The organism is Mesorhizobium sp. C395A, assembly GCF_030323205.1.
Classification (GTDB): domain Bacteria; phylum Pseudomonadota; class Alphaproteobacteria; order Rhizobiales; family Rhizobiaceae; genus Mesorhizobium.
In genome coordinates this window covers 6,339,147-6,365,853 of sequence record NZ_CP100473.1, presented here as the reverse complement: position 1 = coordinate 6,365,853, position 26,707 = coordinate 6,339,147, and the positions used below count along the sequence as shown (strand labels likewise).

At 62.6% G+C, this 26,707-nt stretch carries 23 protein-coding genes and 1 pseudogene; 16 read left to right on the top strand and 8 right to left on the bottom strand.

The window, feature by feature from the left end; all coding sequences use genetic code 11:
* Positions 1 to 72: 72 nt before the first annotated feature.
* Together NLY37_RS30685 and NLY37_RS30680 are read right to left on the bottom strand one after the other, a co-directional pair.
* Positions 73 to 1,599, bottom strand: coding sequence for an ABC transporter substrate-binding protein (locus tag NLY37_RS30685; protein WP_023740548.1), 1,527 nt, complete (start codon positions 1,597 to 1,599; stop codon positions 73 to 75).
* A 111-nt stretch (positions 1,600 to 1,710) separates the two neighbouring features.
* Entirely contained in the window at positions 1,711 to 3,285 is a 1,575-nt protein-coding gene (locus NLY37_RS30680) for a phytoene desaturase family protein (protein WP_023740547.1), read from the bottom strand.
* Positions 3,286 to 3,404: 119 nt separating this feature from the next.
* On the opposite strand from NLY37_RS30680, the gene NLY37_RS30675 reads away from it, so the two are divergent.
* Genes NLY37_RS30675 through NLY37_RS30655 form a run of 5 tightly spaced genes read left to right on the top strand, consistent with a single transcriptional unit; the run spans position 3,405 to position 10,049 of the window.
* Entirely contained in the window at positions 3,405 to 4,196 is a 792-nt protein-coding gene (locus NLY37_RS30675) for a cyclase family protein (protein WP_023708108.1), read from the top strand.
* 16 nt (positions 4,197 to 4,212) lie between these two features.
* Positions 4,213 to 5,784, top strand: coding sequence for a phytoene desaturase family protein (locus NLY37_RS30670; RefSeq protein WP_023740546.1), 1,572 nt, complete (start codon positions 4,213 to 4,215; stop codon positions 5,782 to 5,784).
* Entirely contained in the window at positions 5,784 to 6,266 is a 483-nt protein-coding gene (locus NLY37_RS30665; RefSeq protein WP_023667791.1) for a MarR family winged helix-turn-helix transcriptional regulator, read from the top strand. The genes NLY37_RS30670 and NLY37_RS30665 overlap by 1 nt, the downstream gene beginning before the upstream one ends.
* A 44-nt stretch (positions 6,267 to 6,310) precedes the next feature.
* Positions 6,311 to 8,464: a thiamine pyrophosphate-dependent enzyme gene (locus NLY37_RS30660; RefSeq protein WP_023740545.1), complete on the top strand. Its 2,154-nt coding sequence runs from the start codon at positions 6,311 to 6,313 to the stop codon at positions 8,462 to 8,464.
* Positions 8,457 to 10,049 carry an indolepyruvate oxidoreductase subunit beta family protein gene (locus NLY37_RS30655; protein ID WP_023740544.1) on the top strand — a complete coding sequence of 531 codons (1,593 nt, stop codon included), beginning with the start codon at positions 8,457 to 8,459 and terminating at the stop codon, positions 10,047 to 10,049. Before NLY37_RS30660 ends, NLY37_RS30655 begins: the two co-directional genes overlap by 8 nt.
* Before the next feature lie 134 nt (positions 10,050 to 10,183).
* On the opposite strand, the gene NLY37_RS30650 is transcribed toward NLY37_RS30655, so the two are convergent.
* A complete protein-coding gene (locus NLY37_RS30650; RefSeq protein WP_023740543.1) occupies positions 10,184 to 11,080 on the bottom strand; it encodes a LysR family transcriptional regulator in 897 nt (298 codons plus the stop codon).
* A gap of 228 nt (positions 11,081 to 11,308) precedes the next feature.
* Here NLY37_RS30650 and NLY37_RS30645 point away from each other — a divergent pair, with 228 nt between their 5' ends.
* The 4 genes and pseudogenes from NLY37_RS30645 (at position 11,309) to NLY37_RS30630 (ending at position 14,242) form a co-directional block, all read left to right on the top strand.
* Complete coding sequence (locus NLY37_RS30645) at positions 11,309 to 12,043, top strand: SDR family NAD(P)-dependent oxidoreductase (RefSeq protein ID WP_023740542.1); 735 nt, start codon at positions 11,309 to 11,311, stop codon at positions 12,041 to 12,043.
* Positions 12,044 to 12,092: 49 nt separating this feature from the next.
* A pseudogene (locus tag NLY37_RS30640) lies at positions 12,093 to 12,844 on the top strand (SDR family NAD(P)-dependent oxidoreductase).
* Between the two features lie 32 nt (positions 12,845 to 12,876).
* Positions 12,877 to 13,476, top strand: coding sequence for an NADPH-dependent F420 reductase (locus NLY37_RS30635; RefSeq protein ID WP_023740541.1), 600 nt, complete (start codon positions 12,877 to 12,879; stop codon positions 13,474 to 13,476).
* 133 nt (positions 13,477 to 13,609) lie between these two features.
* Positions 13,610 to 14,242 carry a class I SAM-dependent methyltransferase gene (locus NLY37_RS30630; RefSeq protein WP_023740540.1) on the top strand — a complete coding sequence of 211 codons (633 nt, stop codon included), beginning with the start codon at positions 13,610 to 13,612 and terminating at the stop codon, positions 14,240 to 14,242.
* A gap of 267 nt (positions 14,243 to 14,509) precedes the next feature.
* Here NLY37_RS30630 and NLY37_RS30625 read toward each other — a convergent pair whose 3' ends face one another.
* Both NLY37_RS30625 and NLY37_RS30620 read right to left on the bottom strand, forming a co-directional pair.
* Positions 14,510 to 15,103, bottom strand: a complete 594-nt coding sequence (locus NLY37_RS30625; RefSeq protein WP_023667783.1) for a DJ-1/PfpI family protein — start codon at positions 15,101 to 15,103, stop codon at positions 14,510 to 14,512.
* Positions 15,104 to 15,263: 160 nt separating this feature from the next.
* Positions 15,264 to 15,965: a GntR family transcriptional regulator gene (locus NLY37_RS30620; RefSeq protein WP_023740539.1), complete on the bottom strand. Its 702-nt coding sequence runs from the start codon at positions 15,963 to 15,965 to the stop codon at positions 15,264 to 15,266.
* A gap of 175 nt (positions 15,966 to 16,140) precedes the next feature.
* On the opposite strand from NLY37_RS30620, the gene NLY37_RS30615 reads away from it, so the two are divergent.
* The 3 genes from NLY37_RS30615 to NLY37_RS30605 are packed head-to-tail and all read left to right on the top strand — an operon-like array spanning position 16,141 to position 19,702.
* Positions 16,141 to 17,394 (top strand): iron-containing alcohol dehydrogenase, encoded by a 1,254-nt coding sequence (locus NLY37_RS30615; protein WP_023740537.1) that lies wholly within the window; start codon positions 16,141 to 16,143, stop codon positions 17,392 to 17,394.
* A 35-nt stretch (positions 17,395 to 17,429) separates the two neighbouring features.
* On the top strand, positions 17,430 to 18,878 hold the full coding sequence (locus tag NLY37_RS30610) for an NAD-dependent succinate-semialdehyde dehydrogenase (RefSeq protein WP_245270730.1): 1,449 nt from the start codon (positions 17,430 to 17,432) through the stop codon (positions 18,876 to 18,878).
* Between the two features lie 41 nt (positions 18,879 to 18,919).
* Entirely contained in the window at positions 18,920 to 19,702 is a 783-nt protein-coding gene (locus tag NLY37_RS30605; protein WP_245270674.1) for an alpha/beta hydrolase, read from the top strand.
* Between the two features lie 323 nt (positions 19,703 to 20,025).
* Here the strand turns inward: NLY37_RS30605 and NLY37_RS30600 are convergent, their stop codons facing one another.
* Positions 20,026 to 20,922: an NAD(P)/FAD-dependent oxidoreductase gene (locus tag NLY37_RS30600; RefSeq protein WP_023740534.1), complete on the bottom strand. Its 897-nt coding sequence runs from the start codon at positions 20,920 to 20,922 to the stop codon at positions 20,026 to 20,028.
* 123 nt (positions 20,923 to 21,045) lie between these two features.
* Between NLY37_RS30600 and NLY37_RS30595 the strand changes: the two genes are divergently transcribed.
* The 3 genes from NLY37_RS30595 (at position 21,046) to NLY37_RS30585 (ending at position 23,948) form a co-directional block, all read left to right on the top strand.
* The gene (locus tag NLY37_RS30595) at positions 21,046 to 21,675 is read left to right on the top strand and encodes a TetR/AcrR family transcriptional regulator (protein ID WP_023732298.1); all 630 of its coding nucleotides are present in this window, start codon (positions 21,046 to 21,048) and stop codon (positions 21,673 to 21,675) included.
* Positions 21,676 to 22,213: 538 nt separating this feature from the next.
* Positions 22,214 to 23,389 (top strand): zinc-dependent alcohol dehydrogenase, encoded by a 1,176-nt coding sequence (locus tag NLY37_RS30590; RefSeq protein ID WP_023740533.1) that lies wholly within the window; start codon positions 22,214 to 22,216, stop codon positions 23,387 to 23,389.
* Between the two features lie 10 nt (positions 23,390 to 23,399).
* Positions 23,400 to 23,948 (top strand): hypothetical protein, encoded by a 549-nt coding sequence (locus NLY37_RS30585; protein WP_023740532.1) that lies wholly within the window; start codon positions 23,400 to 23,402, stop codon positions 23,946 to 23,948.
* Between the two features lie 255 nt (positions 23,949 to 24,203).
* On the opposite strand, the gene NLY37_RS30580 is transcribed toward NLY37_RS30585, so the two are convergent.
* Positions 24,204 to 24,428 carry a hypothetical protein gene (locus NLY37_RS30580; RefSeq protein WP_156933884.1) on the bottom strand — a complete coding sequence of 75 codons (225 nt, stop codon included), beginning with the start codon at positions 24,426 to 24,428 and terminating at the stop codon, positions 24,204 to 24,206.
* A gap of 974 nt (positions 24,429 to 25,402) precedes the next feature.
* Between NLY37_RS30580 and NLY37_RS30575 the strand changes: the two genes are divergently transcribed.
* A complete protein-coding gene (locus NLY37_RS30575; protein ID WP_023740530.1) occupies positions 25,403 to 25,684 on the top strand; it encodes a hypothetical protein in 282 nt (93 codons plus the stop codon).
* Between the two features lie 281 nt (positions 25,685 to 25,965).
* On the opposite strand, the gene NLY37_RS30570 is transcribed toward NLY37_RS30575, so the two are convergent.
* The gene (locus NLY37_RS30570; protein WP_245270154.1) at positions 25,966 to 26,385 is read right to left on the bottom strand and encodes a hypothetical protein; all 420 of its coding nucleotides are present in this window, start codon (positions 26,383 to 26,385) and stop codon (positions 25,966 to 25,968) included.
* Between the last annotated feature and the right edge of the window lie 322 nt (positions 26,386 to 26,707).

The following is a 26,707-nucleotide window of genomic DNA, read 5'->3' as shown; positions in this document are numbered from 1 at the left end:
CCCCAGCGGGGAGAAGGTGGCCCGAAGGGCCGGATGGGCCGCTCAGCGAAGGGTGGCGCCCACAAGCCGATATCAGGCCGGGGTCATCAGCGCCGGCAGCAGCGCGCCGGACACATGCTGCACCACGTTGACGCCCTTGGCATGCGCGATAGGTTGCGCATACTGAATCAGCGGCAGCACATAGGCCTGCTCGGCGATATACTTGTCGACAGCCTTCCAGCCGGCGATGCGCTTGGCCTCGTCCTTCTCGCCCCAGAGCGGATTGATCATGTCGATCAGGTCCTGGCTGTCCCACACCGAGTGCGGGCTCGGCCCATACATGGCAAAACCAGTCGACGTTGTCGGATCGCCGATGGCATTGCCCCAATTGTAGAAGGCGGCCGGCGCCAGCTTGTCGGCGGCGCGCAGTTCATAGTGCTTGGCGATCTCGTAGACCTCGATCGTCGCCTCGATGCCGACCTTGCGCCACATGCCGACGATCGCCTGGATCATCTCATAATCCTTGGGCTTGAAGCCCTTGGTCGTCTGGATTGTGAACTTGACCGGTTTTTCCGGCGAATAGCCGGAGGCCGCGAGCAGCTCCTTGGCCTTTTCAGGATTGTGCTCGACCTTGATCGAGGCGTCGAAGGCCGTGTACTCCGGGGTCTCCAGCGTGGCGATCGGCTGGCCATAGCCGCGCAGCAGCCGTTTGACCAGAAGCTCCTTGTCCACAGCCATGACGGCGGCCTGGCGGACGTTCTTGTCCAGCATCGCTTCGATGTCATTGAAGAAGATCATGCCGATGTCGGAAACGGGCTTGCACGAGCCGGCAAGCCCGTCCTTGGCGATCAGCCGGTCATACTCTTCGTAGGGGACCTCCAGCGTCACCTGCGAGGAACCGGATTCGATTTCGGCAACGCGGCTCGCCGCGTCGGTGACGAACTTGATCGTCACATTCTCGAAGGCCGGCTTGTCGCCCCAATAGTGCGGGTTGGCCTTCAGTCGGAGGAAAGCATTTCGCTCGAATTTTTCCACCATGTACGGGCCGGTGCCGATCGGCGCCTTCTCGAACCCTTCGGCGCCGACCTTCTCGTAATAGGCCTTCGGCAGGATGTAGCCGGTCAGGAACGACATCCATTTGAAGTAGACCGGATCGAACTGCACGACGTCGCCGGTGATCTTGTTGCCGTCGATCTTGAAATTGTTGACGTTCTTCCAGACGAACTGGATCGGATTGCCGGTCTTTTCGTCGCCCGCCCGCTGCAGCGACCAGACCACGTCCTCGGGCGTGAAGGGCGAGCCGTCATGCCAGGTCACGCCTTCGCGCACCGTCATCGTCACCTTGGTGCGATCCTCGTTCCAGCCCCATTCGGTGAGCAGGCCAGGCGCAAAGGACAGGTCCGGCTTTTGCGGAATGAACTGGTCGAACACTGACTGGTAGAGGCCCTGGATCGTCGGGTTGACGGCCGAGGGTCCGGTGGTCGGATCCCAGGACGGCAGGTTGACGTTATAGGCGATGGTCAGTTCGCCCGCTGCCTTGGCGATCTGCGGCAGGCCGATTGCGGCCGCACCAAGTGCCGCGGCACTGTATCCCAGCAATTCGCGTCTGTTGATTGTCATGGTCGTTCCCCTTGTTGTTTGTTGTCTTTGCGCGGCACTACCAGTTCATAGCTTCAGGCTTCGTGGGGCAGCAGCGCCTTGCCTCTCGTCGCCCTCCTGAAATCTTCCGAGCTACCTCCCGCCAAGCTGTTGCGCGAGCATGTAGCCCGAGGCCGCGCCGGTGCCGGCGCCCGGCCATGTCGCGGCGCCCGTGAGGTGCAGATTGGCGACCGGCGTGTTCCAGCCGGCATAGCCGCGCGCCGGGCGAAACAAGAAGTTCTGCGCCAGATGATGGCTGCCGCAGACCTGGTCGCCACCGACGAGATTGGGGTTCTCACGCTCGAGGTCGATTGGCGAGAACACTGCACGGCCGAGGATTTTCGGGCGCAGTCCGGGTGCGTATATCTCGATGATGTCGAGCACGCGCTCGGCGTAGGCATCCTTGACCTGATCCCAATGCGCGTGAGCGATCCTGCCTGCCGCATCGCCCAGGATTTCGGCAGGCAGCATGCGCACTTGCACCCACAGCACATGTTTGCCCTGAGGCGCGCGCGACGGATCGATCGCGGTCGGCTGGCCGACGACCAGCACCGGTTCGTCCGGCAGCATGCCCGCCATCGCCTGCTGATAGGTGCGCGACATCGCGTCGAGCGACGGCGACAGATGCACATAAGCGAACTGCCGAAGCTCCGCGCCGGCGCGCCAATCGGGCAGGTCGTCGAGCGCCAGATGGATCATCATCGTGCCCGGCGCGTGCCGGAATTTCTGCATCGCCGTGTCGAAGCCGGCGTCGCCGAAACCGTTGGGTAGCAACCTGCCGCTCAACGCCTTGGGCGCGACGCCGGCAATCACTGCCTTGGTGGCCGTATGTGTCTCACCTGAAGCGAGTCGCACGCCCGATGCCTTGCCGCCGGCAACGGTGATCTCGGCAACTTCCGCCCCGGTGACGATCGTGCCGCCGGCCGACGCCACCATGCCCGACAACGCGCGGATGATGGTGTCGGCGCCACCCTTGCCCAGCACCATGCCGAAGCTCTGATTGGCCATCGATTCAAGATAGGGGAATACGGCGCCGCCGGCGATGTCGGGGGCGAAGTCGAGATGCATGCCCCAGGTGGCAAGCGTTGCCCGCACATGCGCGGACTCGAAATTTTCCTCCAGCCAGGCGCGAGGCGATGACAACAGCAGCCGTCCCGTATCGAGCGCGCCGGACATGCCTTTCTTGCGCCACAGGTTCCAGGCGGTGCCGGCAAGCGCACGCGCACTCATCGGCGATCCCAGCAGCCGGAACAGGTGCTCGGCTTCACCCGGAAAGGCGGCGACCAGTCTACGCCAGGTCGCGGCATCCGCGGCGGAGAAAGCGGCCATGCGGCCGGTGGTTTTTTCCAGATCGTTGCTGACGCCGAACCAGCGTCCGTCCGGGAAGGCGCTGGCAAAACAGTCGGCGACCGGCGCGAACTCAAGACCCTGTGCTTTCAATTCATTTGCATATTTCCGGTGGAAGGCGGAGCCGGCGAACAGGCTCAGATTCATTGCACCGAAATCGTGCCGGAAGCCTGGAAGGGTGAATTCACGAGTCTGGACGGCGCCACCGATTGCTGCGCTGCGCTCGAAAATCCCGGTTTTCCAGCCTTTGAGCGCGAGATGCGCGGCGCATGCCAGACTGTTGTGGCCCGCCCCGACAAAGATGGCGTCGAACTCGCTCACGCCCCGTTCCCATTTCCTTTATGCTTAAAGATAATTGCAGATGCATATGTTTTCGTCTAGTAGGATATTAAGGGCCGAGACGAGCCTTGATCATCACCGACAAGAGGGAACTTCAGACCATGGACACGCAAAAACTCCTCGGCGAAGTCGCCGGCCAACTGCTTTCAGGCGCCATCAGGGTGGTCGACCTCTCTGCGCAACTCGGACCCGACACGCCTCTTATCAAGCTGCCGCCGGAGCTTGCCGTCGACACGCCAAAGGTCGAGATCCATAACATCTCCCGTTATGACAAGAACGGCCCGTGGTGGGCATGGAACTGGCTGAAGCTTGGGGAGCATTCGGGCACGCATTTCGATGCGCCGCAGCATTGGATCAGCGGCAAGGACTATCCGGACGGCGCCACCGACACCATTCCGGCGCAGAATTTCATTGGTCCGGTCAATGTCATCGACTGCTCGAAGGAAGCCGCCGCTGACCACGACTTCCTGCTCACCGTCGACCACATCAAGGCGTGGGAAGCCAAGCATGGCGCCATCAACGCCGGGGAGTGGGTGGTGATGCGCACCGACTGGTATAAGCGCAATGGCTCGGAAGCCGAATTCCTCAACGCCAACGAAACCGGCCCACATACGCCAGGTCCGACAGCCGAAGCCATCCAGTTCCTGATCAGCAAGGATATCAAGGGCTGGGGCTCAGAGACGATCGGCACCGATGCCGGCAAGGCAGGCGGGATGGAGCCGCCATTTCCAGCCCACACGCTGATGCACAAGGCGAACCGCTATGGCCTCGCCAGCCTCTGCAACCTCGACCAGTTGCCTCCAAAGGGCGCCATCCTGATCGCCGCACCGCTCAAGATCGAGCATGGCACCGGCAGCCCTATCCGCGCGCTGGCGCTTGTATCCAACGGCTAGGTGAAAGCACGCCAAGGTGAGCCAGCCGGATCACATCATCGTTGGCAGTGGCATCAACGCGCTGGTCTGCGCGGCGATGCTCGGCGGCAAAGGGGCGCGTGTGCTCGTCCTCGAGCGCAATGACCGCATCGGCGGCTGCGTGCGTACCGAGGAGATCACCGCTCCCGGCTTTATCCATGACGTGATGGCAACCACCTTCGTGCTGTTCATCACCTCGCCGGCTTTTGCGGCGTTGGGCGGCGATCTCGCCAGGCACGGGCTGGAATTCTGCCACACCGGCACGCCAACCGGCGTGCTGCGGCCGGACGGCAGTCATGCAGTGCTCACCACCAACCGCGCCGCCAATGTCGCGGCAATCAATGCGATTGCCGCCGACGATGGCGACCGGCATGCGGACGATGTCAGCGGCATCGAGCGCAATGCCGGCCTGTTGTTCGGCCTGCTCGGCGGCAGCCTGTGGTCCTATCCGACGGCGAAACTGCTGGCCGGCGATGCCTGGCGGCGCAGCCCACGCGGCCTTGCCGCCTTTCTCGGCGAAGCACTGGTGCCGGCGCGCAGCTGGCTGGAAAGCACCTATCGGTCCGAGACAATCCGCGCGCTGTGGGCGCCCTGGGTGCTGCACGCCGGGCTCGGACCGGAAGACGCCTTCTCAGGGCAGATCGCCAAGGTCATTGCCTTCGCGCTGGAAGCGGCCGGGGCGCCGATCGTCAAGGGTGGAGCGAAGACCCTGCTCACCGCCTTCGAAGCTCTGATAAGGGAACGTGGTGGCGACATCCGTACCGCCGCCGATGTCGCCTCGATCGTCCAGAGCGGTGGCCGCGCGACCGGCGTACGGCTCGCCTCGGGCGAAACGATTACAGCAAACAAGAGCGTCATCTGTTCGGTCACGCCGACGCAGCTTTACCACCGGTTGCTCGGCAGCGAGGCTCCCAAGGCCGATGTCGAAGCGACACAGAAATATCGCTACGGCAAAGGCAATTTCCAGATTCACTATGCGCTGAACAAGCCGCCGGCATGGCGCGGTGATGGCCTGGACCAGGTGGCATTGTTGCACCTGACGCCGGGGCTCGATGGCGTTTCGAAAGCCTGCAACGAGGCGGCGCGCGGCATGCTGCCCGAAGTGCCGACCATCTGCGTCGGCCAGCCGCATGCGCTCGATCCGTCGCGCTGCCCGGAGGGCAAGGCGATCCTGTGGCTGCAACTGCCCGAGGCGCCCAGGCACATCAAGGGCGACGCCGCAGGCACGCTGCATGCACCGGCTGACGGACAATGGACCGAGGCGCTGCGTGAAGCCTACGCCGACCGCGTCGAAACCATTCTCGCCAGCCACATCGATGGCTTCAAGGGCAGCGTGATTGCGCGCCGCGCCTATTCACCGGCCGATCTCGAAGCGATGAACATCAATCTGGTCGGCGGCGACCCGTATGGCGGGTCGTCCACCATCGACCAGTCGTTCCTGTGGCGGCCGTTCAAGACCAGCCGCAACCATCAGACCGGCATCAAAAACCTCTATCACATCGGCGCCTCCACCCATCCGGGTGCAGGGCTCGGCGGCGGCTCCGGCTTTCTTCTGGCGGGCAGGCTGTGATGGAGCAGAAGGTCGCAGAAAAACGCCAGCGGATTTCGACGCTTGGCCAGATCGGCCTGCAGCAATTCGCGCCCTATCTGATGAACCGCATCATGGGGCGCTACAACGCCACCTTGCGCGACGATTTCCGCAAGCAGGGCCTGACCATTCCGCAGGTCCGCACGCTCGCCGTGCTGTCGGTCACCGACGGTGTCACCGTCAACGACCTCTCGGTCTACACCGTCATCGAGCAGTCGACCTTGAGCCGCACGCTCGACACGCTGGAAGGGCAAGGCTTCGTGCGGCGCGAGCAAGGCGTCACAGACAGCCGCATCCGCCATGTCTTCCTGACCGATGACGGCCGCGCCGAGTTCGCGCGCGCCTGGCCGGCAATGCATGACGCGTTCGAGGCGATGTTCGACGATGTCGACGACGCCGAATACGCGGCGCTGATCGCCACATTGCAGAAGATGCTGAAGAACATTCGCAAGCACGACATCTAGACGTTAGGCGCCGGCCGCACCGCCGGCAACGGAAGGTTGGAAAAATGGCCGAACGCTCTTTTGCCAAGGAAGTCGAAAAACTCAGGCTCGGCGCCGGCGAGGAATTTGCGGGCGAAGGCATTCTCGCCATCACCAAGGCGCTGCTGCAATGCGGCGTCGGCTATGTCGGCGGATACCAGGGCGCGCCGATCAGCCATCTGATGGACGTGCTGGCCGACGCACAGGAGATTCTGGGCGAACTCGGGGTGCATTTCGAGGCGAGCGCCTCGGAAGCCACCGCCACCGCCATGCTGGCGGCCTCGGTGCATTACCCCATTCGCGGTGCGGCGACCTTCAAGTCGACCGTCGGCACCAATGTCGCGTCCGACGCGCTCGCCAACCTTGCCTCCGGTGGCGTTACCGGCGGCGCGCTGATCATCGTCGGCGAGGATTATGGCGAGGGTTCCTCGATCATGCAGGAGCGCAGCCATGCCTTCGCCATGAAAAGCCAGGTCTGGCTGCTCGACCCGCGCCCGAACCTGCCTTCGATCGTCAAGGCGGTCGAGGATGGCTTCGAGCTATCCGAGGCGTCCAATACGCCGGTGATGCTGCAGGTGCGCATCCGCTGCTGCCACGTCCACGGCCATTTCATCGCCAAGGACAACAAGCGCCCGCCGATGACGGTGGCCGATGCGCTCGACGCGCCGCGCCGCGACACCGGCCGCATCGTGCTGCCACCCGCCTCCTTCCTGCACGAGAAGGAGAAGGTGCAAAAACGCTGGCCGGCGGCTGTCGATTTCATCGCGAGGAACAAGATCAACGAATTCTTCGGCTCGGATCACGGTTCGGTCGGCATCGTCATGCAGGGCGGCATGTACAATTCGGTCATCCGCGCCTTGCAGCGTCTCGGCCTTGCCGACACCTACGGCGAGACGGATGTGCCGCTCTATGTGCTCAACGCCGTCTATCCCCTGATAGACGATGAGTTCCTGTCTTTCTGCGAAGGCAAGCAGGCGGTGCTCGTGGTCGAGGAGGGCCAGCCCAACTACATCGAGCAAGCCTTTGCCGCCATGCTGCACAAGGCCGGGCGCGGTACCAGGCTGGTCGGCAAGGAGTATCTGCCGATGGCCGGCGAATACACCGGCCAGGTCATGCTCGACGGCATCGGCGCCTTCCTGCGCGCCGAGGCCTCGCATCTCTTGCCGGGCGAGGTGCGCGCGCCCAACAAGGTCGGCGACGGCGTCGACACCGCCGACCTGATCAATATCGTGCCGGGCCGTCCGCCGGGCTTCTGCATCGGTTGCCCGGAGCGGCCGATCTTTGCCGCGACAAAGCTGGTCGAGCAGGAACTCGGCAAGCACCACATCGCCTCCGACATCGGCTGCCACCTGTTCTCGATCATGCCGCCTTTCGAGCTTGGCGCCACCACCATGGGTTACGGGCTCGGGCCGGCCTCGGCTTCAGCCTTCAATTCGCCCGACGCCAAACGGAGGTCGATCTCCTTCGTCGGCGATGGCGGCTTCTGGCACAACGGCCTGACCTCCTCGATCGGCAACGCGGTGTTCAACAAGAACGACGGCGTCATCGTCATCGTCGACAATTTTTACTCCGCCGCCACCGGTGGGCAGGACATATTGTCGTCGCGTGCGGGCAACAAGACCAAGTCGACCAAGCATCCGATCACCGAAGCGGTGAAGGGCATGGGCGTCAAATGGCTGCGCCACATCGACCGCACCTACGATGTCGGCAAGATGCAGGACACGCTGCGCGAGGCGCTGACGACGGAGGAAAAGGGACCAAAGGTCATCGTCGCCTCTTCCGAATGCATGCTCAACCGCCAGCGTCGCGAAAAGCCGCTGGTCGACAAGGCGATCAAGGGAGGGACCCGTGTCGTCAAGCCGAAATTCGGCGTCGACGAGGACATCTGCACCGGCGACCACGCCTGCATGCGGCTGTCCGGCTGCCCGTCGCTGTCGGTGAAATCGCTCGACGATCCCTTGCGTGACGATCCGGTGGCATCGATCGACCAGAGCTGCGTCGGCTGCGGCAATTGCGGGGAGGTGGCGGACGCCGCCGTGCTGTGCCCATCCTTCTACCGCGCCGATGTCGTGCACAATCCGGGCCGCTGGGACCGTTTCCTGGAAAGCGCTCGCCGCGCCGTGATCGGCCTGATGCAGCGCCGCCGCGAGAGCCGTAGGTTGACGTTCGCCGATGCTTGACCAGGCTTCGCCCTTGCGCCCGAAATCCGGTGCCGCCGATACCGAGCCGGTGATCAAACTCGCTTTGCTCGCGGTCGGTGGCCAGGGCGGCGGCGTGCTCGCCGACTGGATCACCGATGTCGCCGAGCGCAATGGTTACGTCGCGCAATCGACCTCCGTCGCCGGCGTCGCCCAGCGCACCGGCGCTACGATCTATTACGTCGAGATGGCCCGCGACACCGGCCGGCTGCCGGTCTTTGCCCTGTCGCCTTCGCAGGGCGACGTCGACATATTGATCGCCGCCGAGCTGATGGAAGCCGGCCGCGCCATCATCAGGGGCTTCGTCACGCCCGATCGCACCACGCTCATTGCTTCTTCGCATCGCATTGCGGCGGTGTCGGAAAAGATCGAGCCGGGTGACGGCCGGGCCTCGTCTTCCAAGGTACGCGCGACGGCGGAAGCTGCATCGAAACGCTTCATCGCCTTCGACATGGAAAAGATCGCCGCCAACAATGGCTCGATGATTTCCGCCAGTCTGCTTGGCGCGCTGGCCGGCTCCGACGCATTGCCGTTCAGGCGTGAAAGCTATGAGCAAGCGATCGGCGCCGGCGGCCGGGGCGCGAAAGCCAGCCTCGCTGCCTTCGCCGTTGCTTACGACCGCGCGCGCGGTACGACGGTCCCCGCGTCAGAGCCGGCAGAACCGGCCACGGTCGACCCCGCTCCGGGTGCAGGGCGCGTGAGCGGTCCGCAGAACCTGCTGCAGGGTTGGCAGGCACTGGCCGCCCGCATCGACCTGATGCCCGCGGCGGTCCGCGACATGGCGCTCCGGGGCCTGAGAAAGATCGTCGACTACCAGGACATCTCCTATGGCGGCGAGTATCTCGACCGGCTCGACCAGGCGGTCGCGCTGGATAGCGCTGAACATGCCCATGCATTGTCCATCGCTGCCGCCAAGCATCTGGCCAACGCGCTGTGCTACGACGACATGATCCGCGTCGCCGATCTCAAGACACGTTCGACGCGTGACCGGCGTGTGCGCAAGGAGGTGGGCGTCAAGAACGGCTCCATCCTGCAGGTGACCGAGTATTTCCATCCGCGCATCGAGGAGTTCTGCGGCACTTTGCCGGCGGGGTTGGGCAGCTACATCGAGAACCGACCGAAACTTGCAGGCTTTCTCGACCGGCGCATCAATCATGGCCGGCGCATCCGCACCGACAGCTTTGCCGGCTTTGCGGTCCTCTGGTTCATCGGCGGCCTGCGCCGCTGGCGGCGGCGCCTGTTGCGCCACAAGGTCGAGACGGCGCATCTGGAGCGCTGGTATGCGCTGGCGCTCAGCCACGCGCCTCAGGACTACGCGCTCGCCGTCGAAATCTTGAACTGCCGCCGGCTGATCAAGGGCTACAGCGACACCCACCTCCGCGCCCAGTCCAAATTCGATCGCGTGCTGTCGGCGCTCGATCTGGTCAAGGGCCGCGATGACGCTGCCGACTGGATCAGGCGGTTGCGCGAAGCTGCGCTGAAAGACGAGAAAGGCGACATGCTCGATGGCGCGCTGAAGACGGTGGCATCGTTGTCTGATCATGGTGTGGGAAGAGGTCGAGCTTAGGCTGGCACCTCTACGCCACTGCCGCCGTTTCCCTACTCCCACTGGATTCGCGGATTGAACACGCCGCTTCAAGCGCCCGCAGCTCGGCTTCCACACGGGATTGCGGGAAGCGTTGCCGGCGGACCTGCCGGGCGTCAGTCGCGCGATATGGACAGCCCCGAGAGAAGCGGAGCGTACGCGGCGAGCCTGCGGGATACGAACTCCGTGAAGAGCCGCACCCGCTTCGTCTTGCGTGTCTCGCCTTGCGTGAGAAGCCACAGTGTCCCATGCATGGGCACGTCGATTCCCGGCACCCTCACCAGCAGGGGGTCGGCATCTCCAACGAAGCACGGCAGTTTCGTTATCCCAATCCCTTGGTGCGCCGCGATGATCTGCGTCTCGGCGTCAGGTGTCCTGAACGGTACTCCCGTGACGTGAACTTCTCCCTCGCGCGCCCAGTCCGGAATTCCATGATTGTCTATGCCTATCCACCGGATAGGATCAGGCGTGCCCGCACGCCACGCGGCTAGTCGATCGCGAGACATGTAGACGCCGCTGAACAGCTCCGGTCCCTTCAGGCCGTGAAGATTGAGCGGCAGGGTCTTGCGGTCGGCGACAATGCGGATCGCGACGTCGGCCTCTCGGTTGGTCAGATTGGCCAGCTCACCGGACGACAAGATTTCCATCTCGATGTCGCGATGCAAACGCGCGAAGTCGGCGAGATCCGGCATGAGCAGGTGTGTGGCGAGGAACGGTGGAAGCGTCACCCGCAAAAGTCCGCGCGCGCTCTGGTCACGACCGAAGACGCGCGTCTCCAGCTGGTGCGACGACGCTTCCATCTGGGTCGCGAGATCGAGGACCTCTTCGCCCGCAGCCGTCAGGCGGTAGCCGGAAGGCAGCTTTTCGAACATCTGCGCCCCGAGGCGTTCCTCGAGCTGAGCGATGCGTCGCAGCACGGTCGAGTGGTTCACACCGAGGCGCGCGGCGGCGGCACGCACCGAGCCTCCGCGCGCGGCGGCAAGAAAGTAGCGAACGTCATCCCAGTCGATCATGGTGCATTCCTGCGCAGCGCAGTGCGGCTTGCAAAGCCCATACTAACACGATCAGCCGTAGTTCGTGCGGTCATCGTGGCCTTCAATCATCTAGCTGGATCGTTTTCGCACCAGCGATGTGCGCGATTGCGCACTCACCGCCCGACTTCGGCGAACCCATCTTGAGGCTCTCGCGGGGCTTTCCCGTGCAGCCAAAGACACGAGACGGCGAAACGAAGGATGCATGGCATGAACAGACTGAATGGAAAGACCGCTGTGATAACCGGCGGCGCTACGGGCATCGGCCGCGCCGCAGCCAAGCGCTTTATCGAGGAGGGCGCCTTCGTCTTCATCTTTGGCCGCCGGCAGGAAGCGCTCGACGCAGCCGTGGCCGACCTTGGGCCTGGTGCCCGCGCCGTTAAGGGCTCGGTCTCGGATGAGGCCGACCTCGACCGACTCTACGCTGCGGTGAAGGCCGAGCGCGGAAGCCTCGATATCGTCTTCGCCAATGCCGGGGCGGGAAGCCCGCTTCCGCTCGGCCAGATCACCGCCAGGCACATTGACGAAACCTTCGACACCAATGTGAAGGGTACGATCTTCACGGTCCAGAAGGCGCTGCCGCTGATGAGCCAGGGCGGTTCGATCATCCTGACCGGGTCGAGCGCCGGCACCACGGGCGCTCCGGGGTTCACTGCCTATAGCGCGAGCAAGGCGGCAGTGCGCAACCTGGCGCGGACCTGGGCGGAAGACCTGAAGGGCACCGGCATCCGCGTAAACGTGCTGTCGCCCGGAGCGACGGCGACCGAACTCGCGAAGGAGGCGTTAGGCGAGGAAGGCCAGAAGGCCTACGGCGCGATGACCCCGCTCCAGCGCATGGCCGATCCGGCGGAGATCGGCGCCGCGGCCGCCTTCCTCGCGTCGCCGGACAGCAGCTTCATGACCGCCAGCGAGGTCGCCGTCGACGGCGGCCTGGCTCAACTCTGACCCCAGCGCGGTCCGTACCTGGCCCGCGCGCAACGAAAGACAAAGAATTATGAAAAAACTCGAAGGCAAGATCGCAGTCATCACGGGCGGAAGCAGCGGGATCGGGTTGGCCACAGCCAAGCGCTTCGTAGAAGAAGGAGCGCACGTCGTGATTACCGGGCGAAGAGAGAAGGAGCTGAACGAGGCCGCAGCCTTCATCATGAGAAACGTTACGACGGTCGTGGGTGACGTGTCGCTCCTGGAAGATCTGGATCGCCTCTATGCCGTCGTGAAGGAGAAACATGGTCATATCGACATTCTCTTCGCCAACGCCGGCGCGGGGACGATCGCACCGCTCGCCGTCGCTACCGAGGCACATTTTGATCAGACCTTCGATGTGAACGTGAAGGGTCTGTTCTTTACCGTGCAGAAGCCCTTCCCCTGTTCAAAGACGGCGGTTCGATCATCCTGAATTCTTCAGTGTCGAACGTGTTGGGGCTTCCAGGGTTTAGTACCTACGCCGCGAGCAAGGCGGCTGTACGCAACTTCGCGCGCGCTTGGACACTGGAATTCAAAGACCGCAAAATCCGCGTCAATGCAATGAGTCCGGGACCAATCGAGACGCCGGCCTTGGAGACAACGACTGGCCTTACCCCTGAGCAAGCCGAGCAAGCGGCCGCCCAGTTTGCGTCACAGATCCCAATGGGTCGCAGGGGCAAACCAGAGGAAATCGCGGCTGCCGTAACGTTCCTCGCCTCCGATGAAAGTTCTTTCGTCACCGGCGTGGATCTCGCCGTCGACGGAGGCATGGCGCAAGTCTGACCCCGGCATTAGCACCAGATCGGAGAAGTACTATGAACTATGCAATCGTAGGATTCGGCAATATCGGCCAGGCCCTTGCCAAGGCGTTTGCCCGAAACGGCATCGAAGTTTCCGTTACAACCACACGCGACCCGGAAAGCTTTGCAGCCGATGCGGCCGCGATCGGACCCACGATCATCCCCAAAAAACTGACGGAAGCCATCAAGGCGGACATCATCTTTTTGGCTGTCCGCTTCGAGGCGCACCCGAATGTCGCGAAGGCGCTCCCCACATGGCAGGGGAAGACGATCATCGATGTGACCAATGCCTATGGCGTGCCCCCTGAGGAACTGGGAGGACAACCTTCTTCCAAGTTCATCGCGCAGGCCTTCTCTGGCGCAAAACTGGTCAAGGGCTTCAACCATCTGGTCGCCCCGGTGCCTGATCAGGATCCGGCCGTACATGGTGGCCGGAGGGTCGTGTTCCTGGCAAGCGACGATGACGCTGCCGCAACACAGATTGGGGAGCTTGCGGAAAATCTCGGTTTCGCGCCGATCAAGCTTGGCGGGGTGTCGGAAGGTGGCCTGCTGGTCCAGGCGCGCGGAAACAGCTGGGGTCATCTGATCTTCAAGGACCTGGTCAAATTCGACTGACGAGCGCGACGTCCTCGGCAAAGAGACGACGCACGCGATCGGAACTCGGATCGGATCAAGCCCGATCCGATCCGAGCAAATGGAGAAATCACTATGAGCACCGAGAAGAATATCCACTCCTAAGGAGATTTCGATGTACGACCAATCCAAGGTGTCCGAATTAATCCGGTTCGCACGAATCGAGGCGGGCTCCACCGTGATCGACGTTTACCCTGGCGACGGAGACTGGACGCGCCTCTTCTCCGACATCGTCGGATCAGAGGGGCGGGTCTACAGCTTCGTGCCGGCCGAAGTCGCCCACTTCAAGAACGATCCGGTCGGCCTCATGCGGACGCTCGCGAAGGAGCCGGGCCGAGAGAACGTCGAAGCCGCCTCGGCGGATCTCGTCGCGATGCCGGAGGTCACGCCGCCAGCGGATGTCCTATGGCTGCACCTGTTTTACCACGATCTTCACACCGCCCTGGTCCAGAAGAAGGGTGCGACGGCGGCCGACTTCAATCGAGCTGTCTACAAGCGGCTGAAACCCGGTGGGTGCTACGTCATCGTTGACCACGCCGCTGCCGCTGGGTCGGGCACGAGCGACACCCGGTCGCTGCATCGGATCGACCCTGCATTCGTCCGCGAGGAGGTGGAGGCGGCCGGCTTCGTACTGGACGCGGAAAGCACCGTGCTGGTGAATAAGGATGACCCGCACTCGATCAAGGTGTTCGATCCCGCGATCAAGGGCGAGACCGATCGCTTCGCGTTTCGGTTCGTGAAGCCCTGACAGCTCCCGGGAGCCGACTTCATGTCGACCTCCCATTGAGTCCATCAACTCGGGTTCGCATCCGTCAAGCTGGGAAAGGTCAACGAGGATGGCGCGCTGGTGCACGCACGCGATGCAGCGCCTTGAAGGCGTCCGAGGTGATGATGGCACAAGGTTCTGGAGCACACCTGCCGCAGGTTCCTGATTTGAACTTGATGAAATGACGGAAGTCGCCGCGCCGTTGAGGGAGCCGGCGCATCCCCTCAGGGATGCGCCGGGACAAACCGTTCAAGAATGGTGGATTTCCGTTCCCAACACCTTCAGGCATTCACGGATGAACGCCGCAAGCGCGGTCCAGCCTTTGGCTGAAACCATGGTCCCATCGACATAGGCGTCGGTGGGAGACAGATCGATATAAGTGCCGCCGGCAAGCGTCACCTCCGGCTCGCAAGCGGCGAGCGCCGCCACCTTCTTGCCGCGCACGACGCCGTCGACCGCGATCAGAATCTGGACGCCATGGCAGATCGTGAAGATCGGCTTTTTCGCCTCGTGGAAATGGCGCACCATTGCCTGTATCCGCTTGTCGGTGCGGATGTATTCGGGGCCACGACCGCCGGCGCAATAGACAGCGTCATACTGGCTCAGCTGCTTCTCGGCGTCGGCAAAGGTCTTGTTGATCAGCGCATTGTGGCCGGGCTTTTCGGTGTAGGTCTGATCGCCCTCGAAATCGTGCAGCGATGTCTTGATCATGTCTCCGGCGCTTTTGTCGGGGCACACGACATGAACGGTGTGTCCCACCGCTTCCATCGCCTGCTGATAGACGAAGATTTCATACTCCTCGGTGAAATCACCGGTCAGCATCAGGATTTTTTTGGCTGGCATGTCTTTTCCTCTCGGCTTGTTTCAGGGGCGAGGTGCACTGCGCGCCTCCTTCCCGGTATCGAAATCGGCTCAGAACGGGGAGTAGAATTCGTAGGCGGCAGGCTGGGCGAACAGCGGCGCGCCGCGCTTGAGGGTGCCTCGGGCAAGCAGCATCGCCAGGCTACTCGAACGCAGGCAGGAGCCTGTCCCGCGAATTTTCGATGTGCGCACGCATGGCTTTTTCGGCGGCGTCCGGATCGCCCGCGGCAAAGGCAGCGAGAATAGCCTCGTGCTCGTCGAGCGCCTCTTCGGTCACCCTGGAGTGATACATCAGGCGGAAGATATGGAAGTGGGTATGCTGGTGATTCAGCGTCTCGCGAATGAGTTCGTTCTGGGCGAACTCGACGATCTTGTCGTGGAAGATCGCATCCTGACGGGCGAAGTTCGAATAGCGCAGTCGCTCGTCCTTGCCCACCCGTCGGGCCATGACGCCGGCCGCCGCCTGCAGCTCGGCAAGACGCTCGCCGTCCATTGTTGCGGTCGCTTTGGCCGCGGCGGCAGGTTCAAGCAATAGACGCAGCTCGTAAAGCTCGTCGAAGCGCCGGCGGGTGACTTGCGGGGCGGCGCGATAGCCGATCAGGTGGGTTTTCAGAACCAGCCCTTCCCCCTCCAGCCTGCCAAGCGCTTCACGAATGGGGGTATGCGAGACGTTGAATTCCTTGACGAGATTGTCGACGGTGATGCGCGATCCCGGAGCAATCCTCAAAGACATGAGCTGCGCGAAGATTGCTTCGTAAACGTCGCCAGCCAGACTGTTGGCGCGCTGAATACGACCGGTCGCACGGGCTTCATTGTCAACCCCCGTCAGGTCCGTGTTCTGCATCGTTTGCCTCTTGACAGAACCACCCACTAACATGATGCTCCGCGAAACTCAATCCTATATCCTATACGATTTTATGAGGATATCGCATGATCATGACCTGCAGCGCGGCCGAGGTCGGCCTCTGGCACGAAGCCAAGCCTGTCGGCTTCCAATCCGTCTTCGCAGGATCTTGTGCATGAGCTTGTTTGCAGCGGCGCGCCTGCCGAGCGAGATTCTGTTCGGCAAAGGCCAGCGCCATGTCCTGCCTGCCATTGCCGCCAAATATGGGCGCCGCGCGTTCGTCTGTACCGATGAGCGCTTCGCGGCGACGTCGCAGTTCGCCGAGATTCTCGCTGGCTTGCACAACGCGGCGATCGAGACGTTGGTCTTCGACCGAACGCTGCCGGATGTGCCGCGCGACAGCGTCGCCGCCTGCATTGCGCAAGCGAAAGATTTCAAGCCGGACATGGTGATCGGCATCGGGGGCGGCAGCTGCCTCGATATGGCCAAATGCGCTGCACTTCTGCTCAGCCACGGCGGCAAGCTCGAGGACTACTATGGCGAGTTCAAGGTACCCGGCCCTACCCTTCCGGTAATCGCAGTGCCGACGACGGCTGGAACAGGCTCCGAGGTGACCCCCGTCGCCGTGATCTCCGACCCGGATAGGACGCTGAAGGTGGGTATCGCCAGTCCGCATCTCATCGCAGCAGTGGCGCTTTGCGATCCGGATCTGACGGTGACCTGTCCACCATCCTTGACGGCGGTCGCCGGCGCCGACGCGCTGACGCACGCAATCGAGGCCTTCACAGCGGCCAAACGCGGCGCGGACCCTCATTTGCCGCAACAGCACGTGTTCATCGGCAAGAGCGCTCTGACCGATCATTTCGCGCTTTTGGCCATCAGGCTGCTCGGCCGCAGTCTGGAAAAGGCATATCGCGACGGATCGGACGAGGATGCGCGCGCCGACGTGATGATGGGAGCGCTGGCCGCCGGTTGCGCTTTCGGCACGGCGGGAACGGCCGCCGCCCATGCGGTGCAGTATCCCGTCGGTGCGCTTACCCACACCCCGCATGGCCTGGGAGTGGCCACGATGCTGCCCTATGTGATGACCTACAACCTGGCCGCCGCAGCCGCGGAGATTGCCGAAGTCGGCGCTGCTCTTGGCCTCTCCCATCAGGGCGGCGGCGACGCCGATGCCTTGGCGCACGCCACCATCCGTGAGGTGAGCCGGCTGTTTGGCGCCATCGGCATCACACCGACATTGGCCGAACTGGGTCTTCCCGAAGACAAGATCGACTGGACGGCTGAGCAGGCGCTGGGCATCGACCGGTTGATCAAGAACAATCCCCGCCCGTTCGAGCTTGCCGCGATGCGACGGCTGGTCAGGGCTGCTTATGACGGCGACATGTCCGCCCACCATGATGTGACCGACCAGGAGTTCATCCAATGAACATTGCCGCAGGCATATCCGACGAGGATCAAGATATGTTCGACTACGCCACGGTCTCGCACGGTCTCTACATTGGCGGACGCTGGCGGCCTTCATCGGAGGGTCGCGTGATCGAAGTGGTCGATCCCTCGACCGACGCCGTGATCGCTGCGGTTCCCGACGCCACGCTCGCCGACGCCACCTCCGCCGTCGACGCGGCCGCAAAGGCGGCGGCCGGCTGGCGCGAGACCCCGCCACGCAGGCGATCGGAAATCCTGCGGCGCTGCTTCGAACTGATGACCGAACGGGCGGAGACGTTGGCCGCGCTGATCTCGCTGGAGAACGGCAAGGCGCTGCGCGATGCGCGCGGCGAAGTCGCCTATGCGGCGGAATTCTTTCGCTGGAACGCCGAGGAAGCGGTCCGCATCAACGGCGAGTTCGGCCTTGCGCCCTCGGGCGCGAACCGGATCATTGTCGACTACCAGCCCATCGGCATTTGCGTGCTCATCACGCCATGGAATTTTCCGGCCGCCATGGCGACGCGCAAAATCGCGCCGGCGCTGGCGGCCGGCTGTACGGTGATCCTGAAGCCCGCCAGCGAGACACCGCTGACGGCCTATGCGCTTGCGGCGCTCTACGAGGAAGCCGGCGTGCCGCCCGGCGTCGTCAACGTCCTGACGACCTCGACCCCCGGACCGGTGACGGCGGCCATGCTGGCCGATCCGCGCGTGCGAAAGCTGTCCTTCACCGGCTCGACCGGCGTCGGGCGCGTGCTGCTGGCCGAAGCCGCGAAACACGTCATCTCCTGTTCCATGGAGCTTGGCGGCAACGCACCCTTCATCGTCTTCGACGACGCCGATCTGGAAGCCGCCCTCGACGGTGCGATGGTTGCCAAGATGCGCAACGCCGGCGAAGCCTGCACGGCCGCCAACCGGCTTTACGTCCAGGCCGGCATCCATGATGCTTTCGCGGAAGGCTTGAGCAAACGCATGGCGGCACTCAACGTGGGCCCGGGCACAGACTCAGACACAGAATGCGGGCCGATGATCACCAGGAAGGCTGTGCACAAGATCGACCGGCTTGTGCAGGACGCCGTTGCCCGCGGCGCCAAAATCCTGTGTGGTGGCGGCGTATCTGAAGGCAGAGGCTTTTTCTATCCGCCAACGGTGCTCAAGGACGTGCCGGCCGACGTTGCCATGGCTCACGAGGAGATCTTCGGTCCCGTGGCGCCGATCAGTCGCTTCGAAAGCGAGGCGGATGTCATCTCCAAAGCCAATGACACCGAATACGGTCTCGCTGCCTACATCTATACGCGCGACCTGGGCCGGGGGATGCGCGTGGCATCGAAGATCGAGTCCGGCATGATCGCGCTCAACCGCGGCCTGATGTCGGATCCGGCGGCGCCTTTCGGAGGTGTCAAGCAGAGCGGGCTAGGCCGCGAAGGCGGTCAGAAGCACGGCGTTGCCGAGTTCATGGAGGCCAAGTACATCGCCGTGACCCTGTGAGCGGACATCACGCCAAAGATCCGTTTCGCATTCGCGATCATGTGGTCGAGTTCGATGACATCGTCGCCGAGATCGTTCGCAGAAGCGAGGAGACCAGGGCCAACGTTCCCATGGTCGCCGATGTCGCCTACGGGGCTGACGCCACCGAAACCATGGATCTGTTCTTTCCCGAGGGCAAACAGGACCGCCTGCCGGTGCACATGTTCATCCACGGGGGCTATTGGCGCATGTTCTCCAAGCGCGACTATTCCTACGTCGCCCAGACCGTTACGAACGCAGGTGCGATCGCGGTCATTGTCGACTACGCGCTGATGCCGACCGTCAGGATGGCCAGGATCGTCGACCAGGTGCGCCGCGCCAAGCGATGGGTATTTGACAATGTCGTACACCATGGCGGCGATCCCGACCTGCTGACCGTTAGCGGTCATTCCGCCGGCGCGCATCTGGCAACAATGCTTTTCGACGGGGACAAGCGGCCTTCCGGCATCAAAGCTGCGCTGCTGCTTGGCGGCCTTTACGACCTGAAGCCATTGCAGATGTCGTTCCTTGCCGCCGAGATCGCGATCACCGACGAGGAGGCCCGCCGATTCTCGCCCATCAATCACAGTTTCGATCCATCCGTGGACGTAGATATCTTGGTCGGCGCCGATGAAACGCCGCCGTTCCACAGCCAGGCCGCACTCTTCACGGACCACCTTGACAAGCAGGGACTGACTGTTTCGCGCACGACCCCTGGCGGGGCCAATCACATGAGCAGCGTCCGTGACCTTGGCTTGGCTGGTACCGAGGCCTCGTCACTGCTGGCCCGCGTCGTGGCCGCCTGAGACTTCCGCCAGAAGCGCTGCTGGACGCGACCGTTCTGCAAAGTAGCGTCGCAGCATCGGGTACCGACAGCGGTGGCGAATCTCCCGCCACCGGTCCCCATACCGTAAGCCCGCCGTCGATGTCGACGTCGACGTGGTTCATGCTTTCCAGCGTGATTGAGCTTGATAACCGATGTCGGCGATCGCCGTCATGCCGGCAGCGCAGTTGAGTTCTCAAAGCCAACCGGCCAAAGATGCCCCTCAGAGGAGAGCGGGCCGGCGTTCCGTAACCTCGCCTTCAGAATATGATAGCCCGCGGCACCCGGAGAAGGGAATCTGCGCTCTCAAACCAGCATCGACTGCTGGGCGGAGATCCCAGCCGTCGCGCCGTGGGATATTGCCAGGGTGACCGATGGCGGCGTGAGGGGGTTGGCGAGGTCGCCCGCGGCGTAGATGCCGGGCATGCTGGTTTCGCGGCGCTCGTCGACCTTGAGGATTACGCCGAGGGGCGTATCGACCGTGGCGAGGCCCAGTGATTCGTGCAGGCTTGCGGACGGCTTGTTGCGCGGATGCGCGAACAGGATGTCGACCGCGACATTGGGGCCGGTATCGAGCTTGACGGTGGCGTTATGCCCCCCGTGATGGGCGATCTCGCTGATCCGGCCGTCGACGACAGGTATGTTGCGGCGCGCCAGACCGGCCCGGATATCGGGCGGAATGTCGTGACCATCAGCGAAGACCGTCAACCTGTCGGTCCAATCGTGGAACAGCCTGACCTGATTCATCGACTGTGGGCCGGACCAGACGAGGCCCCAATGCTGGCCGGCGACTTCAAAGCCGTCGCAATAGGGGCAGGGCACGATGGACGTGCCCCAACCTTCGGCAAAGCCCGGAACATCAGGCATCTGGTCGGCGACGCCATAGCTCAGGATCAGGCGGCGCGCGCCGAGGCTTCCGCCATCGCCAGTGAGGACGGAGAAATCGTCGATGGCCCCGGAGAGGCTGTCGGCCCGGGCATTGACCAGCTTGATCGTGGGATAGCGCGCCAGCTGCCGCCGCGCCTCGGCCAGGATGTCCAGCGGTGGCTTGTGATCGTGGCCGAGCAGGCCATGCGAGTGGCCGGCGAAGCGGTTGCGCGGCAGGCCGGTATCGAGAACGGTGACCTTACGGCGGGCACGGCCGAGTTGCAGGGCACCGGCGAGACCGGCAAAGCTGCCGCCGATGATGATGACGTCATCCATGATGGGCTCCGTGTTGTGGATGAGGGGCTGGTTGGACCAAACCTACCCATCGGCTTGCGCATTTCAGAAACTACATGGTATCGTAATCCAAGAATTAGGATACTGTCAAGGACTGGAATTGTCGTGACCGAAAATAGCCACGGCCGGCGCGGCCGGCCCGCCAACGAGGCGCTTGGCCAAACGATACTCGACGCTGCGTCCGAACTCTTTGTGGAATTGGGTTTTCAAGCGACCACATTGGACAAGGTCGCCCAGCGGGCGAAGATATCCAAGCTCAGCATCTATCGGCATTTCGAGAACAAGGAGGCGCTGTTCAGCGCGGCCATCTCGGCCGGCTGCCATCAGTTGTTTGCGCCACTGGCCCTTCTTGAAGGCGTCGGCGGTTCGGTCGAAGATCAGCTCATGGCGGTGGGATCATCCCTGCTTCGGACGCTGTTGAGATCAGACGTCCGCAGTGTCGAAGCCATGGTCATGGCCGACCAGACGAATCCAAGGTCGTTAAGCAAGCTCCATTTCGAAGCCGGCCCCGCCCATGTCATCGCCCAAATCGAGGTCCTGTTGCGTCAGTTGCACGCGAAGGCGGTTCTGAACGTGCCCGATCCTCTCCGGTCCGCCCGCTTGTTTGCCGCGCTTTTCAAAGGATCCGATCTTTTGATTATCGCACGCTTCGATGAGGCGAGAGCGGCGGACGACAACGAAATCGAATCCTATTGCCGGTCGGCCGTCGCCATGTTCATCGCTGCGCACGGCTAGCAGTCCGCCCTGCCCGCTAATCATTGTATTTCTGCGAAATACTCCGCTAGTGTCGCCGTCGCGATGGGCGCCCATCCACCCCATGTCGATCGCGTCGGGTCGGGCTGCGCGCCCGCCGGTGAGCGGCATCTCCTACCTGCTCCGGTCACACAGCGCTGACCCTTGAGCGCCTCCGCCGACCTGTGAGGGCGAGGAAGAGAATGCCGGTTATGGCCGCGAGAATCGAGCAGATGAGGTGTCGATCGCCGCGAAGGGACACCTGCGGACGGACCTTCTTTGGTACACTTGAGTACGTCCATTCGTGGCTCGGGCTCCAGCGGTTCGTGCCCCGACGCGCCTGGGAAGGCCGCTGGTGCCCGCGACGGATCCTTCCAAGGTGCAGGTCTGGAATGGCCCAAAAATTCTCTCGAGCTCCCGGAACATCGGTCCGCCCCTGTGGTTCGACAAGCAGCGGCACAGTCGATCCAACCAGGCATCGGCCCGCTTAGGACAGGCGCGAGGTCCCTACCCACAGATCTTGCGAAAATAGGAGCAAGCTATGCGAGCGTTGGTCTGGCACGGCAAGGAAGACATACGCTGCGATCAGGTTTCGGACCCGGGAATTGAGGATGAACGTGACGCGATCATCAAGGTGACGAGTTGTGCGATATGCGGCTCCGACCTTCACCTCTACCACAACTATGTGCCAGCCATGCTGCCCGGCGACATCATGGGCCACGAGATGATGGGAGAGGTCGTCGAGGTCGGCAAGGGCGTCAACGGCGCTCTGAAGGAGGGAGACCGCATCGTCGTGCCGTTCACCATAATCTGCGGTGAGTGCGACCAGTGCAAGCGACAGAACTTTTCGGTTTGCGAACGCACAAACCGCAAGAAGAATCTCGGTGACAAGGTGTTCGGGCACACCACCGCGGGTCTGTTCGGCTACACTCATTTGACCGGCGGCTATCCCGGGGGACAGGCGGAATACATGCGTGTGCCGTTCGCCGATGCCACGCACGTAAAGGTGCCTGACAGCCTTACCGACGAGCAGGTTCTCTTCCTCGGCGATATTTTTCCTACCGGATGGCAGGCGGCGGCACAGTGCGACATTGAGCCCACCGATACGGTTGCGGTGTGGGGCTGTGGCCCAGTCGGGCAGATGGCCATACGCAGCGCCCTGCTGCTCGGCGCGAAACAGGTGGTGGCGATCGATTGCCTGCCGGAGCGGCTTTCCATGGCCGCGGCCGGCGGCGCCATCGCCATCAATTTCGCCGAGGAAAGTGTCGTCGAACGACTGCGGGAACTCACCGGCGGAAAGGGCCCGGAGAAGTGCATCGATTGCGTCGGCATGGAAAGCCACGTCTCGCTGGCCCAGCCCGATACCGTCTACGATCGCGCAAAGCAGTTGATGCTGATGGAAAATGATCGACCGCACGTTTTGCGTGAGATGATCTATGTCTGCCGGCCGGCCGGCGTGATCTCGATCCCCGGCGTCTACAGCGGGCTGGTCGACAAGATTCCGATGGGACAGGCAATGAACAAGGGGCTCACCTTCCGAATGGGGCAGACCCATGTCAACCGTTGGACCGAGGATCTGTTGCGCCGCATCGAAGATGGCCAGATCGACCCATCCTTCGTCATCACCCATACCGTGGGGCTCGAGCAGGGACCCGAGATGTACAAGGTGTTTCGCGACAAGCAGGACAGCTGCATCAAGGTTGTACTGAAACCGTAGGGAAATCGTCATGAACGTGATTGCCAAACTTACCAACATCACCCGATCGCCTGGCGATCCCAAAGTGCTGAAGACTGGGCAGAGTGCGGTCGCGGCCTCCGATGGCCTTGCCCGCAAGCTCGGCTGGTTCAGCATCGCGCTTGGCGTCGCCGAGCTGGTTAGCGCCGAGCGGATTGCCGGCGCGCTCGGCATGCGCGGCAAGGAAGACCTGATCCGCGCTTATGGGGCGCGGGAAATCAGCAGCGGCATACTCTCGCTTTCAGTGGACAAGCAGGCCGGGCTTTGGAGCCGGGTGGCCGGCGACGGCCTGGATATCGCGACATTGCTGACAGCGTATCGGCATGGCAACCCAAAGCGCGATAATGTAGGCCTAGCGCTTGCCATGGTCGCCGGCATCACATTGCTCGACATCATCGGTGCGAAAAGCGTGACCGCGCGCCACTCTCGGAGCGGGACCAAGCCACGCGATTACAGCGATCGAAGCGGCTTTCCCGGAGGCACTGCCGCAGCCCGCGACCGTGCCCGCTCGCAGCGCAGCCAGGAGGCCGGCACAGCCTGATAGAGATTTCCGAACCCTGGCGCCATGCGACCTGGACAGGTGGCATCTCGTCAGGCCCTAACGCCAGAGGTGGTAGCTCTCGGCGAGCCGAGTTTGCTGGAACAGAGTGGACCGTCGCGCGGCCGTTCTCGCCGTCTCCTGGGTCACCGCCGCGCATGGGTTGTGTGGCCGGTGCGTTAAAGGCACGAAGCAAGCAGCGATCCGACCGGCGTCGAGCCTTCCATGTCTCTTGCCTTGGCAAGGTTCCGGCGATCCTCAGGCCGAGCCGCGTTCGGGAAGCTCGGTCTCTTCCGCCACCCCTTTCCGCAGGTCTCGGCGCAAGCGTTCCGCTTCGTCGGAATTATTATCGTCGTCTGTCCGCTCGAGTTCGCGATCGATTGTCTCGCGCGACCCCTCTGCCGGATCCTGTTGCGGAGATGTGTTCGGGCCGGTTTCGATCTTGCCGTCGCCGGGAACGTTGCGGTCGCGAGACTTCGTCATCTTCAGCTTCCCTTTCATCTGTCATCTGCCTCGGCATGTCCGATGGCATGAATTTTGGCCGCTTCCCTGCCGAACCGGATCGTCGACGCTTTGTTCCGGGAAAGCCCCCGCAGGTTCGTGCTGCTCGGCCCCGGGGCATTGGTCGATGCCCTTGCCGGGAAGCATCCTATGCCAACGAGGTCGGCGGCAGCCTCATCGATGTCGTTATCAACATGTGGGCTGTGAAGGCGTTTTCGGCCCGGACACGCGAGCACGCCAGGCTCGCGGCGAGTTTTCGAACCGAAGCAGATGCGCAGCGTAACAACTGGATGTATACGGAAAAGGCTGCCTCATCCACGACATCGCGCTTTCGGTAATGGCCGGCGGCATGCTCGCCTGGGCGGTCCGGCAGCTGGTAGCGAACTGGTCGTAGGCCTTTGCAAAGCCGCGTCGATGAAGCGGGTGCGGTAGCGCTGGTCGGTGTAGCGTCGAGGCATCTGTCAATCGGAGACAAGCGCGACCGCTTTTGGGACCTCACTGTTTTTTCCACCGGGACTCGACATCTCACTATCATAGTTGATTGTGGCTGCCGGTGACCCTGCGTAATGGATAGCCATTCCAACTCTCCAACAGGAAAACGGTATGTTGTATCCGGGTCGGTTTTTGGGGCCAAGCGACATTGAGATGCTCGCCCAGGTTTGTCACACGGTCTGCAAAGAGCGCGCCCTACCTCTTGCTTCGCAGAACGGAGAGCGCATAGCTGCGCACATACTCAGGCTGTTTATGAACGGCTTGATTGGGCAGAATGAACTGCTTGATGCTGAGAGGAACTGGGCTCGTCGGCCTGACCGTTCGGTCCAGCAGACGATGTCAACTACGCGCACATAAGAGGCCGCGTGACCCAGTCTTGGTAGTCGGAAAGCCGCCAAGGCCAGTTGGGAACAAACCTGACATTTAAGCGTTTGTAGAGCCCTTCCACCGGGCAACTCACCGAAATGCTTCTTGCCGTGCATGATGGAATATCGACGGCCGTTTTGGCGGGCAGGAGCGCCAATGCGGAAGTATTCGGTGTGGTCGACCTCACCAACAAGGCTGAGGTCGACATCGGCATCACCAGCTTGGGAAGAGCCATCCAGTTCGTGGCCAACGCCTCGGTGCTTGGATACGACATTCGCGGCGCCATGGTCTTCTATGGCGCGCCCGGTACCCCGAGCCTAAGGGCGAGAGAGTGCGAGCGCTTGTGGGCGCAGTTTGGCGGCGCGCTTCTACAGCCGTAGCTCTATCAGGACGTTCGCCCCGCCCGTTCTTGGTATGAACGCGTACGGAACTGAGGCGCTACCCAGCCGCAGCGGGAATGGCTCAGTGGTAGCTCTAGCTGGCGACCGCACTAAGCAGCTTTTCGGTGATGGGCTTTGAGCGGCTGAGCCAGCGTGAGAACGTTCGGCCGCATATCTGCCGGTGCCTGCTTTCATGTGACTGGGCGGGGCTATTGGGGAGCCGTGTTGACCACTGGGCCCTTAGCCGAGGGAAGCACTACGGCAACCTCGCCTTTTGCTGGCTAACATCCTTCCGCTCTCAGGGACCGGACCATGCGCACAACAACAGGGTCATACGGTTTCTTTTCGGATTTCCGATAATTCATTGTGAAAAGCGCGGCACGCTGGTTGCAGACCATAATTGCACGGACGTAGCGAATCTCGCCGTTCTTGACCCCGGAGTAGCTGGCCCATTTCGGGGCTAGGCGCCGATAGGTCAGTCGCCAACCGGCCTTTTCGTCCTCGATCATGCGATGTTCAATCTCGGCGCGAAAACTTGCTTTGCCCAGTCGAGCGCCCCAAACGACCAGAAACGCGTCTCTTGGGCCCTGAAAAGCCGCGCCCTGCTCCGAATTCTGGGTCAGGACGAAATTCGGAGGAATATCGAAACTAAAGCCAAGCTGTCGGACGCCGAAGGGCTGCCACGCCTCGGCCTGAAGCAACGTGGTCCAAAAGAGAAAAATTGTAAGTCCCAGCAGTAGGCGTCGCATCGCTCTGATTTAGCGCTGGCTAACATGGTGTCCAGACGGACAGAGGTCGGTGACATAAAAATATGCATCATGGCCGCGCAGCATATGGACGCGGGATTCGCGATTGACGGCGTGCGGTCGAAACGGCTTCCGTCCCACGAAAGGAGAGGACGCAGAGGGAAATGGTGCGTCGGTATGATCGACTGGCAGAAAATTGGCGAGGCCGAATGTCCAACGTTCATTGCCCGCAAAAATGGGCGCCGGCTTCCTCCTGTGCCTAGGGAAGAAGAGCCGA